The 14,766-nt window shown below is 44.1% G+C and carries 19 protein-coding genes and 1 pseudogene; 18 read left to right on the forward strand and 2 right to left on the reverse strand.

The window, feature by feature from the left end; translation table 11 throughout:
• Positions 1–36: 36 nt before the first annotated feature.
• From ACERC6_RS04675 to ACERC6_RS04745, 15 genes and pseudogenes are all read left to right on the forward strand, one after another.
• Positions 37–390: a helix-turn-helix transcriptional regulator gene (locus ACERC6_RS04675; RefSeq protein WP_373627965.1), complete on the forward strand. Its 354-nt coding sequence runs from the start codon at positions 37–39 to the stop codon at positions 388–390.
• Positions 387–695: a hypothetical protein gene (locus ACERC6_RS04680; protein WP_373627966.1), complete on the forward strand. Its 309-nt coding sequence runs from the start codon at positions 387–389 to the stop codon at positions 693–695. The genes ACERC6_RS04675 and ACERC6_RS04680 overlap by 4 nt, the downstream gene beginning before the upstream one ends.
• A gap of 10 nt (positions 696–705) precedes the next feature.
• Entirely contained in the window at positions 706–1,389 is a 684-nt protein-coding gene (locus ACERC6_RS04685; protein WP_373627967.1) for a hypothetical protein, read from the forward strand.
• 203 nt (positions 1,390–1,592) lie between these two features.
• Entirely contained in the window at positions 1,593–1,820 is a 228-nt protein-coding gene (locus tag ACERC6_RS04690) for a hypothetical protein (RefSeq protein ID WP_373627968.1), read from the forward strand.
• Positions 1,817–2,032: a TraR/DksA C4-type zinc finger protein gene (locus tag ACERC6_RS04695; RefSeq protein ID WP_373627969.1), complete on the forward strand. Its 216-nt coding sequence runs from the start codon at positions 1,817–1,819 to the stop codon at positions 2,030–2,032. Before ACERC6_RS04690 ends, ACERC6_RS04695 begins: the two co-directional genes overlap by 4 nt.
• Positions 2,033–2,353, forward strand: coding sequence for a hypothetical protein (locus ACERC6_RS04700; protein ID WP_373627970.1), 321 nt, complete (start codon positions 2,033–2,035; stop codon positions 2,351–2,353).
• Positions 2,350–2,655 (forward strand): hypothetical protein, encoded by a 306-nt coding sequence (locus ACERC6_RS04705; RefSeq protein WP_373627971.1) that lies wholly within the window; start codon positions 2,350–2,352, stop codon positions 2,653–2,655. The genes ACERC6_RS04700 and ACERC6_RS04705 overlap by 4 nt, the downstream gene beginning before the upstream one ends.
• A 173-nt stretch (positions 2,656–2,828) precedes the next feature.
• Positions 2,829–3,208, forward strand: a pseudogene (locus ACERC6_RS04710) (phage protein Gp27 family protein).
• Positions 3,209–3,238: 30 nt separating this feature from the next.
• Positions 3,239–4,558: a terminase large subunit domain-containing protein gene (locus ACERC6_RS04715; protein ID WP_373627972.1), complete on the forward strand. Its 1,320-nt coding sequence runs from the start codon at positions 3,239–3,241 to the stop codon at positions 4,556–4,558.
• A complete protein-coding gene (locus tag ACERC6_RS04720) occupies positions 4,559–6,034 on the forward strand; it encodes a DUF935 domain-containing protein (protein WP_373627973.1) in 1,476 nt (491 codons plus the stop codon). It abuts the gene before it with no gap.
• 1 nt (position 6,035) lies between these two features.
• Positions 6,036–7,262: a phage minor head protein gene (locus tag ACERC6_RS04725; RefSeq protein WP_373627974.1), complete on the forward strand. Its 1,227-nt coding sequence runs from the start codon at positions 6,036–6,038 to the stop codon at positions 7,260–7,262.
• A 128-nt stretch (positions 7,263–7,390) separates the two neighbouring features.
• Entirely contained in the window at positions 7,391–7,873 is a 483-nt protein-coding gene (locus ACERC6_RS04730) for a phage virion morphogenesis protein (RefSeq protein WP_373627975.1), read from the forward strand.
• 201 nt (positions 7,874–8,074) lie between these two features.
• Entirely contained in the window at positions 8,075–8,500 is a 426-nt protein-coding gene (locus ACERC6_RS04735; RefSeq protein ID WP_373627976.1) for a hypothetical protein, read from the forward strand.
• Between the two features lie 89 nt (positions 8,501–8,589).
• A complete protein-coding gene (locus ACERC6_RS04740; protein ID WP_373627977.1) occupies positions 8,590–10,299 on the forward strand; it encodes a SulP family inorganic anion transporter in 1,710 nt (569 codons plus the stop codon).
• A 159-nt stretch (positions 10,300–10,458) separates the two neighbouring features.
• Entirely contained in the window at positions 10,459–10,788 is a 330-nt protein-coding gene (locus ACERC6_RS04745; protein ID WP_284673874.1) for a beta-lactamase hydrolase domain-containing protein, read from the forward strand.
• An 80-nt stretch (positions 10,789–10,868) separates the two neighbouring features.
• On the opposite strand, the gene ACERC6_RS04750 is transcribed toward ACERC6_RS04745, so the two are convergent.
• Complete coding sequence (locus tag ACERC6_RS04750) at positions 10,869–11,621, reverse strand: RluA family pseudouridine synthase (RefSeq protein ID WP_284673873.1); 753 nt, start codon at positions 11,619–11,621, stop codon at positions 10,869–10,871.
• A gap of 30 nt (positions 11,622–11,651) precedes the next feature.
• Positions 11,652–11,816, reverse strand: a complete 165-nt coding sequence (locus tag ACERC6_RS04755; protein WP_284673872.1) for a hypothetical protein — start codon at positions 11,814–11,816, stop codon at positions 11,652–11,654.
• Between the two features lie 45 nt (positions 11,817–11,861).
• On the opposite strand from ACERC6_RS04755, the gene trxA reads away from it, so the two are divergent.
• The 3 genes from trxA to ACERC6_RS04770 all read left to right on the forward strand — a co-directional run bounded on the left by trxA (position 11,862) and on the right by ACERC6_RS04770 (position 14,350).
• Positions 11,862–12,182 carry a thioredoxin gene (trxA, locus tag ACERC6_RS04760; protein WP_284673871.1) on the forward strand — a complete coding sequence of 107 codons (321 nt, stop codon included), beginning with the start codon at positions 11,862–11,864 and terminating at the stop codon, positions 12,180–12,182.
• A 191-nt stretch (positions 12,183–12,373) separates the two neighbouring features.
• Positions 12,374–13,648, forward strand: a complete 1,275-nt coding sequence (gene rho / locus ACERC6_RS04765) for a transcription termination factor Rho (RefSeq protein WP_373627979.1) — start codon at positions 12,374–12,376, stop codon at positions 13,646–13,648.
• Between the two features lie 369 nt (positions 13,649–14,017).
• A complete protein-coding gene (locus tag ACERC6_RS04770; RefSeq protein ID WP_373627980.1) occupies positions 14,018–14,350 on the forward strand; it encodes a hypothetical protein in 333 nt (110 codons plus the stop codon).
• Positions 14,351–14,766 lie beyond the last annotated feature (416 nt).

Here is a 14,766-nt window from a genome sequence, read left to right on the forward strand (position 1 = left end):
TTTCAAGTATTTTTTCAAAAAAGTGAGAAAATTTTCGTGTTTGGAACAAGATTGAAAGAAGAGCGAGCCAGATTGAACCTGACACAACCCCAATTTGCTGAAAAAATAGGGGTGTCAAAACGCACGGTTGTGGATTGGGAACAGGAAAAATCCAGTCCAACCATCAAACAGCTTGGCTTAATGATAGAAATGGGAATGGAAGCGTACTATCTTTTAAATGATTTTCGCATCGGCAGAACCATTGGCGATTTAAAACAGCTTCCCGCTTATCAAGAAGCATTGGGCGAGCAGATGACTACCCAAAATGCAGATGAGCGAGAACTATTGACACGCTTTCGGCAGGCGAGTGCCGAAACACGAGCATTTATTATGAAAGGATTGGAACTATGAAATCTCAAATCACACCAGAGATAACCGATAAGTTACAGCAGTTAAAGGAACTAAATGAGCAGTCCAAAGTGTTGCAAGATGAACTTCAAGGTTGGCTAGATGACTGTTGTGATGACTATTTGGGAGCATGGCTAAGGGCGTGTTTAGAAACTGGCAAGCCTTTAACCTTACAAGCACTCAAAGAGAGTGTAATAAATGCTGAAAGACGAGCCAACAAAGATAATGTTGGTTTATGGCATCAACTCAATGAAGTTAAAAAACTGATTTCTGTTTATGAATTACAGACAAATAATGTTTTTGATTAAGGAAACTTTTATGAAAAAATTTGTACCGCTGCTACTCCCATTAGCACTCATCGCCTGTGGCGAACCCAGCACCGACACCACCAAAGAGCCTACCACTACCGCTCCGAGTGTGGAGAAAGCCGAATCGTCAGCCAACTCCACAGCCACTCAGTCAGCTCTGCCTGATGATGAATACAAAAAGCAGTTGGACAACCTGACCGATGGCGTACCATATAAGCTCAGTGGCGATGGTGTTGTCATTTTTGAAAATGTGTCAGACATGATGACCGCCTTTAACGACTATCAGCACGATGGGCAATTCAAGGTATCGGGCAACAGCCCCGTACACTTGGAACTTTATGGCTTAAATACCCAAACCAACACCCAAGATAATCTGACATACGACCAACATAAAGCCTTACTCTATGGCATTTATAAACCGTTTACCTACACCAGCATAGATAAAATCACCGTGAGTGCTGGTGTAAAAGACATGAAAGACCCAAGTAAAGTCATTGTCAAACCGATAACATTAACCGTTACCAAAGAGCAAGCCCTAAAAGCATTGCAAGCCCACACTGATGCCAAAGATTTTAAAGATTTGGTTGCTGACACCAATGCTGATTTTGTCGTAAAAGGCTATTCAGGCTCTAAGTTGAGTGAGGTGCTTTATAAAAATGAAGTGCAAAAAGCAATTATTGATGAGTTAAAATAGCCAAAAAACAAGCCCCCAAGCGTAAACTTGGGGGCTTTGGCTATCTAGTAGCTCTGTCCATATCATACCAACAAGACTTGTTTTTGGCAAGTCTTTTTTTATTGTCATCAAACCACCCACCCAAGCAATTTTTAAAACGCTTTAAAGGACTTATCACACTCATCTTGGCATAATATCCCCCAAATTTTAGCATAAGTTTGACAATGAAAATTCTTGACCTTATCACAAACCCACAAACAGGACGGCTGTCGCACACTCGCCTTTGGGCAAATGTGGCAAGCCTGATTGCCAGCGTTCAGTTTGTGCGACTAAACACCACCGACTGGCAATTATGGCTGGTTTATCTTGGGTGTGTTGGCGGTTATGCGGTTGCTCGTTGTCTGATTGCACAGGGCAACCACGCCCCACCCACCAAAGGAGAGAGCCTGTGAGCGACACAATAGACAAAGCCCAAATACAAAGTGAGCTGATTTTGGAGTATCAAATCAGACAAGCTACCCACAAGACAAGTCTACCCACCCGCACCCATTGCATTGACTGTGATGAACCCATTGCCCTTTTAAGGCAACAAAAAGTCGCAGGTTGTCAAAGGTGTGTGGCGTGCCAAACCCAGTTTGAAACCCAAAAAGTAAGGGGGCAATAAGTGGATAAGACTTTTATTAGCATTGATTTTTGGCAACTGGTCGGCTTTTTATTGTCATTTTTGGGGGTGTGCTGGGGTTTTGGCAAAATGCTACTTGCTCAGTTTGCCGCCCAGCAAGACGAACGCCAAAAGATGCAAGACAAATTATCCGACAAGGTTGAGCATTTAGAGAACTTATTTGCCGAACAAAAAGCCGTCCTGCCCGAAAAATTTGTCCTACGAGAAGACTATATCCGTAACCAAGCCGTCCTAGAAGCCAAAATGGACAGCATTCAAAAGACCTTGACCGACCTGTACAAAATGGAGAGCCAAAGACAATGAACGAAACAGTACGCCGTGGTGGTATGCGTTGGCATATCATCAACACCCTGCACAAGGCTCGCCCCTACACCACCAGCGAGATTTTTTTGCTGGATGTGATGCGGGGGATTTATGCCGACATTACCGCCTTAGAACTTCGTCAGCAACTTGAATACTTATCCAATGCCAGTTTTATCAAACTTACCAAACAGCCAAACGGCGTATGGTATGCTGACTTAACCTATCAAGGTGTGGACATTGCCGAGTACACCACCGATTGTCCGCTGGGTATTGGACGACCTGAAAAATACTGGCAATCTTAGGGGGCGGTATGGCACAAAGAAGCAGTGTTGAGCGGTTGCCAGAGATTGTCCGCCACGAGTTAGAACGCAAACTTGCCGACAATGGCTTTGGCAACTATACCGAACTTGCCGACTAGCTAAAATCGCAAGGCTATGAAATCAGCCGAAGTGCCGTCCATCGCTACGGCTCAAAGGTGCAAAAACGCTTTGCCAGTATCAAAGCAAGCACCGAGGCGGCACGACTGATTGCCGAGGGTGCGTCTGATGAGAGCGACACTCGCTCTGAGGCAGTCATTGCCTGCTACAAACCGAAGTGTTTGACGCTCTAATTGCCATTGGCGAATTATCCAACAACGAGCTTGATGAAGTAGCAAGACTTGATTTAATGGGCAAAGTTTCCAAAAATATCGCCCCTTTGATGACCGCCAGTACCAGACTAAAACAGTTCCAAAACAAGCTCAAAGCAGATATGGACAAAGCCTTTGAAAAACTAGAAGCCCAAAGCAAACAAGGCACGCTAGACGAACATACCCTAAAACGCATTCGTACCGAAGTGTATGGACTGATTGGCTAAAGGTTGGTTTAAATTAAATTGGTTAAAAAAATGACAAAGTCCACAAACAAAGACCCTGCCATCGTCTTATATCCTTACCAACAAAAATGGCTAAATGACAACAGTCGTTTTAAAGTTGGTATGTTTGCACGGCAAACAGGCAAGACTTTTGCCACCACACTTGAAATTGTACTCGACTGTCTGGACAAAGAAAGTAAAGGTCAAAAGGCTCGTTGGGTTATCTTGTCAAGGGGCGAACGCCAAGCCAAAGAAGCGATGAACGAAGGCATTAAAAAGCACCTTGAAGCCTTTGGTATGGCGTGCGAAGTCCTAGAAGTCCCCTTTGATAACACTACCAATGCCCTTGAAGTCATCTTAGCAGGTGGTAGTAAAATTACCGCCTTGCCCGCCAATCCCGACACCGCTCGTGGTTTTAGTGCCAATGTCTTTTTGGACGAGTTCGCCTTTCACGCTGACAGTCGCACCATTTGGAAAGCCCTATTTCCTGTTATTAGTGCTGGTTTTAAATTGCGTGTGGTCTCAACGCCCAATGGCAAGGGTAATAAATTTTATGAGCTGATGACTGATTTAAATAATAAAGCGTGGTCTCGCCACATCGCTGACATTTATACCGCCGTGGCAGACGGCTTGCCACGAGACATTGATGAATTAAAAGAAGGCTTAAATGACGATGATGCTTGGCAACAAGAATATGAGCTTAAATGGTTGGACGAAGCGTCCGCTTGGCTGTCTTATGATTTGATTGACAGTGTAGAACACCCCAATGCTGGCGATATGGATAATTACACAGGCGGTGCGTGCTTTGTTGGCGTGGACATTGGCATTAGAAATGACTTATTTGTGATTTGGGTAGTTGAGCAGGTGGGCGATGTATTTTGGACAAGGCAAATCATTGCAAGGAAGCGTATTAGCTTTGCCGAGCAGGACGCACTGCTTGATGAAGTATTTGACAATTACCGTGTCGTCAAATGCTGTATTGACCAGACAGGGCTTGGCGAGAAACCCGTGGAAGATGCCAAGTTTCGCTATGGGTCAAGCCGTGTGGAAGGTGTGATTTTTAGCAGTTCCACCAAGCTAGTCTTAGCCACCACAGGCAAACAGGCCTTTGAAGATAAGCAAGTGCGTATTCCAATGGGCGACACCGCCTTGCGAACTGATTTGCACAAACTTAAAAAAGTAACCTCCCCGACAGGCACACCAAGATTTATCGCTGAAAGTGACAATAGCGGACATGCTGATCGAGCTTGGGCGTTATTTTTGGCTCTATATGGAGCAAGCAATGATGCAGGCACAGTGCGAGTATCTAGCCGAAACCCTAAAAAGAAAAGCAAACTTACCCAAGGATTTTAAATGACAAACCAAAACCAAGCCCCACAACTGGACAAAAAAGAACTCTCCACCCAAATCGCCACCGCCCACCGCTATTTTGGGTTATATGGATTTAGCCAAATCCTCCCAAATCCTGACATTACCCTAAGACGGCTGGGTAAATCCAGCTTGTCTGCGTATCGTGAGCTTTTGATTGACCCCATTGTGGCAGGGGCGGTACGCCGTCGTAAGGCAAGTGTGGCGGGCTTAAATTACCGCCTTGACAGTGATTTGTCTGACAAACAGCAAGCCGTCATAGACCAGATTTTTGACAGCCTAGACATTTATGGGCTGATTGGGCAGATTTTAGAGGCGGTGTTGTATGGCTATCAGCCCATTGAAGTGATTTGGCAGTTTAAAAATGGTGTTTGGACACCTGTCAAACTCATCGCCATTCCCCAAGAATGGACAGGCTTTGACGCTGATGGCGAGCTTTTGCTGATTGATGGTATTACCAAGACCACGCCACCACCCTTTAAAATTCTTTGCCCCACCAATAATGCCAGTTTTACCAATCCCTACGGTACAGCCGAGCTGTCTTGCGTGTATTGGGCGACCGTCTTTAAGCGTGGCGGTTTAAAGTTCTGGGCGGAGTTTGCCGAAAAGTTTGGCTCGCCTTGGATTATCGGACACGAGCCTCGCTCCAATACCGATGATGATACCAATAAACTCCTTGACGCCCTAGAAGACTTAATGGGCAATGCGGTAGCGACAATCCCTAACGACAGTAGCGTGGAAATCAAAGAAGCCACAGGCAAAACAGGCTCATCGCAGGTATTTGATGACTTTATCCGTTATTGCCGTAGCGAGATTAACATCGCCTTACTGGGTCAAGACCAAACCACCGAAAAAGACACTAGCCACGCTTCGGCAATGGCAGGGCTTACCGTTACAAAAGACATTCGTGATAATGATTGCCGAGTGGTAGAGAGCTGTTTTAATACGCTTCTTTTGTGGATTTGTGAGCTCAATTTTCACAAGGTAAGTCCACCCAAATTTGTCCTGTATGAAGACGAAATAGGCGATAAAACCCTAGCAGAGCGAGACCAGATTTTGACCGCTCTTGGCGTGTCGTTTACCCAAAGCTATTATGAGCGGGCTTATAATTTATCGGCCGATGAATTTACCCTAAATGCCAAGCCAATGCCCACAAACACCACACAAGCCACCCCTAATTTTAGTGAAAAATCTTTCGCACCACAGGGCGATTTGTCTGACAAATTGGCAATCGGCGTGCCAAGTGATGATGATTTAACCGCCCAAGTGGTGCAAATGTTAGATGAGTTTACCACTTTGGATAGCGTCAATTTAGACAATGAAACGGTTCTTTTGGAAAAATTAGCCAGTCTTTATCCCAAAATGAACATTGATGAACTCCAAGACAAGCTGACCCAAATGCTGTTTATCGCTGACACACTCTCACGGCTACAAACCCAAGAAGAAATGGGGCTAAATTAAGATGAATAGCATTGATAAACTCACAAACAAAGAACTAAAAGCTCTGTTTGATATGCCACCTGAGCGAGCCATTGAGCATTTAAAATCCAAAGGCTTGCACATCGGTTGGGATTGGACGGACACGCACGCTTTGGCTCACGCACGAAGTTTCACAGTCGCCAAAATGACCGCTCTTGATATGCTGTCCACCACCAAAAAAGCGATAGAGCAGGCAATGACGGACGGCACGGGCTACAAGGGCTTTGAAAATACCATTAAGCCCTATTTGATAAGTCAGGGCTGGTGGGGTGAAACGCTGGCAAGAAATCCCAAAACAGGTCAGCTTGAACAAGTAAAATTAGGGTCAAATCGTCGCCTTAGAACCATTTATCACACCAACCGCCGAACGGCTGTGATGAGTGCCAAATACGAGCGAATGAAAGAAGCGGCTCACACCCACCCCTATTGGCAATACTCTGCCATCCTAGATAGTCGCACCCGCCCTAGCCACTCGGCAAGGCACGGAGCGGTCTATGCCCACGACGACCCCTTTTGGTCGCATTCGTATCCGCCAAATGGCTTTGGTTGTCGATGTACCGTTAAGGCAATCACGGCAAAACAAGCCGACAAGGTAGGCATTACACAAGGCAATGATGAGCGAGTTTTGGGCGAAAATGGCTTTGGCGGTAGTCCTGTTGCCAGTCATTTGTTTGATAAACTTTGGTATGACAAAGCCAAACAAGCCCTAGGACAACAACACGCTTTGCAAGAGATTGCCAAAGATATGGCATCTGATGTGCGAGTGGCGGGGTTTTTGGCGTGGGTCAGACAATCACAAATCAATGGGCAAGTACAAGGGCGGACTTACGGGGTGGGCATATTGCCCCAAAAGTCATTGGAAAAATTGGCAGAGAAAGAAGGGCTTGATTTGGACGAGCTATCGCCTGTGGTGGGTTTTCGTGATAAGGTTATCACAGGTCGTAAAAATACACCGCCCACCGCCCACAATGACGCTTTGGACGAAGTGGCACTACAAAAAATTGTGCGTGAGTTTGGCAAGCCTGATTGGGAGCTTTGGGACACCCAAAATAACAATTTATTGCTTGTTTATAAAATGCCTGATGATAAAGTGATTAAACTGACGGTGCAGATGACCAAGAATGGGGCGGAAGTGATAAGTGGGTTTTATCAAGATTTAAACAGCATTAAAGGGTCTATTGATGGCAATGTATTTGCCAAAATCCAATAAAAAAATTCTGCAACTTTGACGGACTCGAACCGTAACCGAACTGGCACACCTAGGTGTGTTACTCCCCCCGCCCACGCAGGACTCGTTGCAGAATATCCACATTATACCAAACTTAGGAAACTTTGCCAATGCTCATTATCAACCTAGACGACAGCCAAGCCCACAGCACTTTGGCTCAATTATTAAGAAATGCCAGTAATAGCCGTGTCATTATGCAAGGACTTGCCACGGAATTAGAGACAATGACCGCTGACAACTTTGAAAATGAAGCCTTTGGCGGACAGGCGTGGGTGCGTAAAGCCTTTGGTAATGGCAAAACCCTAACCAAAACAGGCGAGCTAAAAGACAGCGTTACAAGCTCGGCAAGCAGTACAACCGCCACCGTCGGCACCAATGTGGAATATGCCCGCATTCATCATTTTGGTGGCACAATCACACCAAAACAAAAATCCCATCTTGTCTTTGCCACGCCAAACGGCTTTGCAAAAGTTAAATCAGTAACGCTACCAGCTCGCCCATTTTTACCCGTTTCCCCTGATGGACAATTACAAAGCGATGGCGATAGACGGTTAATGGAGGTTGCCCTATCCGCCCTGACATCTGGCACCTAAAAACCCGCCCGCCAGTTTATGTGTTAAAATAAGGCAAGAAAAAAGACAGGTATTTTTACCTGTCTTTTCCCAAAACTTAAAATTTATATCCCACTCAACTTATTGCATCTAGTGCAACTCTCTTACAATTTGGTCCATCTTAACTTATCCCACATCGTTTTGAATTGTCCCATTTATTGCAGAGTGTGTGGTTGGTTTATTGTGGTGGGGTTTACCCAACGCCACTCATTAATAAAGTTCGCATCAATTACTCTAACAATACTCGCCGTAACTTTGACAGGCTGTGCCACCACCAACATTGTACCCCAATATATCAGCCCAAATAACTACACTACCCATGATTGTCATTACCTACAAAGTGAGGTGGCTCGTGTTAGCATACTTGCTGAAAAAACCCAAAATCAGCAGATTTCATTATCATCAACAGGAATCGGTATCGGTATTACTGGCGGTCATAGTGGTATTTATCCAACCATCAGTTTTGGCGTAGGCTCTGGTTCATCAGCTCGCACTGCACGCACCAATACTCTTGCTCGGCTTTATGGTGAACATGATGCAATGCTCATCGCTGCTCGTCAAAAAAATTGTGCTTTTGCCCAAAACATCAAAATCTATGGCGAAAAATAACACAAAAACCATATAAAACAATAAAATTTTGACAAGTGCATAAAAATCCCCCAAAATAAGTCGCATTTTTTACGGCTTATTTTTTTGTCATGTTTATCATTCCTGCTTGGTTTAATACTCTAAAACAACGCCCACAACTCATCAGCAATGACTTAATTGCAGGCTTAATGATGGCGGTACTTGTCATTCCCCAAAGTCTTGGTTATGCTACTTTAGCGGGCTTACCGCCCATCATAGGGTTATACGCTTCCATCGTCCCCACTTTGGTCTATGCCTATATCGGCTCAAGCAATGTCAGTGCGGTCGGACCGGTGGCAGTAACCGCTATCATGACCGCCAGTGCCTTATCAGGCTACACCCCAAATACAACCGAATATCTGGCATTATCCATCACTTTGGCGATGATGGTTGGTATGATTTTATGCTTTGCCAGTTTGTTTAGAATTGGTTGGATCATGCAATTTGTCAGTCGTGGTGTATCAAGTGGCTTTGTCAGTGCGGCGGCAGTCTTGATTGTCATTAGTCAAATAAAAAACATCACAGGATTGCCCATCATCGGTGGTAGCCTTATTGACATCATTGGCAACCTACAAGGAAGTGATTTTCACTTCAAATCAAGCACCGTATTACTTGGCATTGGCACGCTCATCATCTTGCTAGCAAACCGCTATGTTAGCATACTATGGGCATGGCTACCCAAGTCCAAAGCAGATTTCGCCAAACGAATGACGGTCTTTGTCATCACCATACTGTCCATCATCTTGGCAAATCAGTTCAACTGGCAAGCCTTAGATTTACGACTGCTTGAGCCGCTGCCCACAGGATTACCAAAGCTGAGTGTTCCCATCTTATCTTTTAGCGTCTTGATTGACCTTTTGCCGTCAGCACTGCTCATCGCATTGGTGGCTTTCATCTCAAGTTCAGCAGTTGCTAGCAACTACGCCCGCATTCATGAACAACCCTTTGATAACAATAAAGAGCTACTAGGGCTTGGCTTTGCCAATATTGCCAGCAGTCTATCGGGTGGCTTTACAGTGGCAGGCGGTATCTCTCGAACCAGCTTAAATATAGGACTGGGGGCAAAAACACCTTTTGCATCAGTGGTGTGTGCGATTGGCATTTTGATGATTTTGGTATTTGTTGGGCAATACCTTACAGGCTTGCCTTATGCGGTTCTCTCTGCCATCATCGTAAGCTCCGTCATCTCCATGGTGGATATCAGCACCCTAAAATCCGCCCTAAAACACGACAAAGCAGACGCTATTTGCTTTGTGTTGTGTTTTTTTACAGCGATTATCTTTGGGTTGAACATTGGGCTGATTGCCGGTCTTTTGATGAGCTTTATTTTGATGATTTATCGCTCGCATCGTGTGAATATCGCCATCATTGGGCAAATTGGCGATAGTGGTCATTTTCGAGACATTGCTCGGCACAAGGCCACTACTTTTGATGATTTACTGATGGTACGCATTGATGAAAGCCTATATTTTGGCAACGCCATTACCATTCACGATACCCTGCGTAAGCTCTACTACGCACACCCAGACTGCCGTAATGTCATCATTATCATGACTGCGGTTAATCACATTGATTTAACCGCACAAGAGATGCTGTTGTCTTTTAATCAAGAAATCAAAAATCAAGGCAAACGCCTGCATTTTGCTGAAGTTAAAGGTCCTGTCATGGACATTCTAAAAGACAGCGACTTATTAAACAATCTGTCTGGCAAGATATTTTTAAGCACCAAACTTGCCTTCGATACTCTAAAATACAAGGGCGATGACTGGGGTGGTATGTAATATTGGTCGGCGAGCTTTTATTCCTAATTGATAAAATTTTTGCTAATTTTTATTTTTTTGGAATAACCTTATGCGAAATTAACATTGAATCATGGTAAAAACTTCGCTAAGATAGGCACATCTTTTGATAGCTTGACAACCATTTATACGGATAATAACATGAACACCAACACCATCACCCTATATAAACAAATCTATCCTTGCCAATGCCAAGCTATTGCCAATCTTGGCTTTAAAAGCATCATCAATCTTCGTTTTGATGACGAATGTAGCAATCAACCGACAGCAGACGAACTGGAAAAAAGTGCCAACAGCACAGGGTTGGCGTACCGTCATTTACCGATTGATGGAGAAAGTTTGTCTTTTGATATGGTAACGCAGTTTGCCAAGATACTAGGTGAGCTACCTAGCCCTGTGATGGTCTTTTGTGGCACAGGTAGCCGTGCCAAAAGGCTATATCAAAGTGCAATAGTCAGCGGTCTATTATAAAACTTGTTCGCCCAGATACTACAGCCCATATACAAATAAAACTCGCATGAATATGGGTTTTATTTGTATCAGTCGCACCATTAAAATGGCACTTCACTTTGCCAGTTCATCCACGCCCCGTTCACTGGGTGTTTTAGGCGAAGTTTGTGGGCGTGCAGGTTTAGGCGTGGAGCAAGCTCTAAGGCCACGCTCTCAGCATAGATAGGGTCGCCTATCATCACATGACCAATATGCACCATGTGTACTCGTAGCTGATGACTACGCCCTGTGATGGGTTTTAGGGCAACTCGTGTAACAGGATACACATCGCCCTTGTTGTCAGTACGCAGTTCATGATGCAGTACTTGATAATGCGTCAGAGCATTTTTTGACCATGTGGTATCAACAATATGGCGTGGCTTAGTGCTTGGTTCATAACGCACAGGCACATCAATTACGCCTTGTTTATCATCCATTAGCACCGTACCAAACACCACCGCTTGATATTCTTTGGTGGGAATGCGGTCTATAAATTGCTTTGAGATATGGCTTTGGGCTTGCTCATGTTTGGCAAAAATGATAAGCCCTGAGGTATCCATATCCAGCCGATGAATCAGCTTAATGTTTGGATAGACCCTAAGTAGCCGTGATTGTAGGCTAACTTTCAGCACTCGCCCATCAACGCTCAACAGTCCCGCTGGCTTATTACCCACCCAAATATCTTCATCTTCATAAACGGTGATGGATTGAATAAAATCTTGAAAAAATCCGTCATTAAAACTCGTCTCTTGGGCATTCATGGCAATGATTTTATCATCGCTTAGGCGGTCATGCTTCTTAGTAATTTGATTCATCGGTACATTATTAGGATTGGTTTGGTGAAGTTAATGTTGATTATTGACAAATTTAATGGCAAAAACACTGCCTTTTTGGTAGATTTTTGTTATTATAGCACATTCAATGACTGCGATACTTGGCATTATCCAAGTATCGTATGCACCCAAAAGCATTGCAAATTTCGCAACCACCAAACTTGAAAAATTTGCCATACACACCATTTACTACTTACATTCACCCAAAAAAAGGGCTTAATTATGTCTATCATTAACACCACTGACGCCAACTTTAACCAAGATGTTTTAGAATCTAAAAATCCTGTGCTTGTAGATTTTTGGGCACCTTGGTGCGGTCCATGCAAAGCCATCGCTCCAACCCTAGAAGACTTAGCGACAGACTATGAAGGTCGTGTCAGCATCGTTAAAGTCAATGTTGATGACAACCCAGAAACTGCTGCACGCTATGGCATTCGTAGTATTCCTACCCTATTTGTCTTTAAAAATGGCGAAAAAGTAGATACCATCGTTGGCAGTCGTCCAAAATCAGAACTTGCCGATTTGCTTGATAAGCATCTATAAACTTCCAAAGAAAAAAGAAAGGCTTGCTTTTTGCAGGTCTTTTTTTATTCGCCCCTTGATTTTATGACAAAAAACTCGTATTATTATGCACCAGTCGCACACATCTAGCGACATTCTCTATACTTTTCATATTTTTTGGTCGCCATACTATTTGACCATCTCTTTTATGACAAATCCCCAAAGACCTACCCATGAACCTAACCGAACTTAAAAGAAAGTCCGTTGCCGAGCTATTATCCATTGCCGAGCAAATGGGGCTTGAGAACATGGCACGCAGCCGTAAACAAGACATCATTTTTGCCATCTTAAAAACCCACGCCCGCAATGGCGAGCCCATCTATGGAGATGGCGTGCTAGAGATTTTGCCTGACGGTTTTGGTTTTTTGCGGTCATCAGAGGGTTCATATCTGGCAGGTCCTGACGACATCTATGTCAGCCCAAGTCAGATTCGCCGTTTTAACTTACAAACAGGCGACTCCATCGCAGGGCAAATCCGCCCACCCAAAGAACAAGAACGCTATTTTGCTCTTTTAAAGGTGAGTGAGATTAACTTTGATACGCCAGACCGCAGTCGCCACAAGCTAATCTTTGAGAACTTAACCCCTCTTTTCCCCACCAAACAGCTAACGCTAGAACAAGGCAATGGTACAACAGAAGACCTAACAGGTCGCTTGATTGACTTAATTGCCCCCATCGGCAAAGGTCAGCGTTCCATCATCGTCGCTCCGCCTAAAGCAGGTAAGACAGTACTACTACAAAATGTCGCCCAAGCCATCGCCAAAAACCATCCAGAGTGCTATCTGATCGTATTGCTTATTGATGAACGCCCTGAAGAGGTTACCGAAATGCAGCGTACCGTGCGTGGCGAGGTGGTCGCCTCTACCTTTGACGAACCGCCACAGCGTCATATTCAAGTCGCTGAAATGGTCATCGAAAAAGCAAAACGCTTGGTCGAGCATAAGCAGGATGTCGTTATTCTATTAGATAGCATTACCCGTTTGGCTCGTGCTTATAATACTGTCATTCCTTCAAGTGGTAAAGTCCTAACAGGTGGTGTGGATGCCAACGCCCTAGAACGCCCTAAGCGTTTTTTTGGTGCGGCACGCAACATTGAAGAAGGTGGCAGTTTAACCATCATCTCAACCGCCCTAATTGACACAGGCTCAAAGATGGACAGCGTCATCTTTGAAGAGTTTAAAGGCACAGGCAACCAAGAAATCACCCTTGAGCGAGACCTTGCTGAACGCCGTATATTCCCTGCCATCAACATCAAAAAGTCATCCACTCGCCGTGAGGAAAGACTGCTTGATGAAGAGACGCTCAGACGAGTTTGGGTGCTTAGAAAACTGCTACAACCAATGGATGATTCGCAAGCCGTTGAGTTTTTGATTGATCGCCTAAAAGACTCAAAGACCAACGATGAATTTTTTAGCAACATGACCAAAAAAGCATCAAGCTCATCTTAAAAACACCACAATCTGCCCATCATGTCGTTAGATAAATACAGGGTATTTGCGATTGAGTGGGCTTTGTGTTATTATAAACAGCCGTATAGATTCTATTGATGCAAGAAAACAAACATCTATATGGTATATTTTTAGCTCAATGAGAGACAAACCCTTTAAGGCAATGTTGTAGAAATATTTTGTTACATTTTTACAACAATTCTCAAAGAATATTGTTTTTTATTTTTGCAAAATTACTATATAATTCACTTTACAACAAAGTATGCTAAGATATATGGAACTGAAAGGCAAGTGTATTTGCACTTGCCTAGATTTTTCTAAATATTTCATTCATACGATTGCCAACTCACTTAATCTATGGAGACTACCATGAAAACTAAACTAGCTCTAACTGCTCTTATCGCTTCTCTAGCTCTAACTGCTTGCTCAAAGCCTGCTGAAGAAGCTGCTGACGCTGCCGCTGCTGCACAAGAAGCTGCTGTAGAAGCACAAGAAGCCGCTGCTGAAGCTCCTGCTGACGCTGCTGCACAAGAAGCTGCTGCTACTGCAGAACAAGCTGCTGAAACCGCTGCTACTGCTGCCGCTAATGCACAAGTTGGTGCTGGCGAACAAGCTGAAGCTACCGCTGAAAATGCACAAGAAGCTGCTGAGCAAGCTGCTGATGCTGCAAAAGACGCTGCTGATGCTGCAGAAAAGAAATAATCTCTCTTTTCTCTATAAAAAAGAGCCTAATTTTAGGCTCTTTTTTATATACCAAAAAAACACACCATCAGGTCTATGGCATACTCGCAAAGCCACCAACAAACGACATTAGCACAACTTAACAATCCCTATCAAGAACCTACCAACCAATTTACCATCAGTACACGCACGCTTCAAAACCAAAAACCATTAGGATATACAGTGGTTAAAACTTATCAATGTTAAATCGCCACAACTTTATTAAAAGAAGCTATAAAACACCCCAACGACCATAAAAACACCACAAGCACAAGATTACCAGATTACCAGATTACCAGATTACCAGATTACCAGATTACCAGATTACCAGATTACCAGATTACCAGATTACCAGATTACCAGATTACCAGATTACCAGATTACCAGATTACCAGATT

It is taken from the genome of Moraxella sp. E33BD (assembly GCF_041807865.1).
In the GTDB taxonomy this organism is placed as follows: domain Bacteria; phylum Pseudomonadota; class Gammaproteobacteria; order Pseudomonadales; family Moraxellaceae; genus Moraxella; species Moraxella haemolytica.

Excerpts from the sequence above, each read along its gene's own strand:
- ACERC6_RS04680 (WP_373627966.1), top strand. The coding sequence starts at position 387 with ATGAAATCTCAAATCACACCAGAGATAACCGATAAGTTACAGCAGTTA.
- ACERC6_RS04685 (WP_373627967.1), top strand. The coding sequence starts at position 706 with ATGAAAAAATTTGTACCGCTGCTACTCCCATTAGCACTCATCGCCTGT.
- rho (WP_373627979.1), top strand. The coding sequence starts at position 12,374 with ATGAACCTAACCGAACTTAAAAGAAAGTCCGTTGCCGAGCTATTATCC.
- ACERC6_RS04690 (WP_373627968.1), top strand. The coding sequence starts at position 1,593 with ATGAAAATTCTTGACCTTATCACAAACCCACAAACAGGACGGCTGTCG.
- ACERC6_RS04770 (WP_373627980.1), top strand. The coding sequence starts at position 14,018 with ATGAAAACTAAACTAGCTCTAACTGCTCTTATCGCTTCTCTAGCTCTA.
- ACERC6_RS04730 (WP_373627975.1), top strand. The coding sequence starts at position 7,391 with ATGCTCATTATCAACCTAGACGACAGCCAAGCCCACAGCACTTTGGCT.
- ACERC6_RS04720 (WP_373627973.1), top strand. The coding sequence starts at position 4,559 with ATGACAAACCAAAACCAAGCCCCACAACTGGACAAAAAAGAACTCTCC.
- ACERC6_RS04705 (WP_373627971.1), top strand. The coding sequence starts at position 2,350 with ATGAACGAAACAGTACGCCGTGGTGGTATGCGTTGGCATATCATCAAC.
- ACERC6_RS04725 (WP_373627974.1), top strand. The coding sequence starts at position 6,036 with ATGAATAGCATTGATAAACTCACAAACAAAGAACTAAAAGCTCTGTTT.
- ACERC6_RS04750 (WP_284673873.1), bottom strand. The coding sequence starts at position 11,621 with ATGAATCAAATTACTAAGAAGCATGACCGCCTAAGCGATGATAAAATC.
- ACERC6_RS04755 (WP_284673872.1), bottom strand. The coding sequence starts at position 11,816 with ATGGCAAATTTTTCAAGTTTGGTGGTTGCGAAATTTGCAATGCTTTTG.
- ACERC6_RS04745 (WP_284673874.1), top strand. The coding sequence starts at position 10,459 with ATGAACACCAACACCATCACCCTATATAAACAAATCTATCCTTGCCAA.
- trxA (WP_284673871.1), top strand. The coding sequence starts at position 11,862 with ATGTCTATCATTAACACCACTGACGCCAACTTTAACCAAGATGTTTTA.
- ACERC6_RS04715 (WP_373627972.1), top strand. The coding sequence starts at position 3,239 with ATGACAAAGTCCACAAACAAAGACCCTGCCATCGTCTTATATCCTTAC.
- ACERC6_RS04740 (WP_373627977.1), top strand. The coding sequence starts at position 8,590 with ATGTTTATCATTCCTGCTTGGTTTAATACTCTAAAACAACGCCCACAA.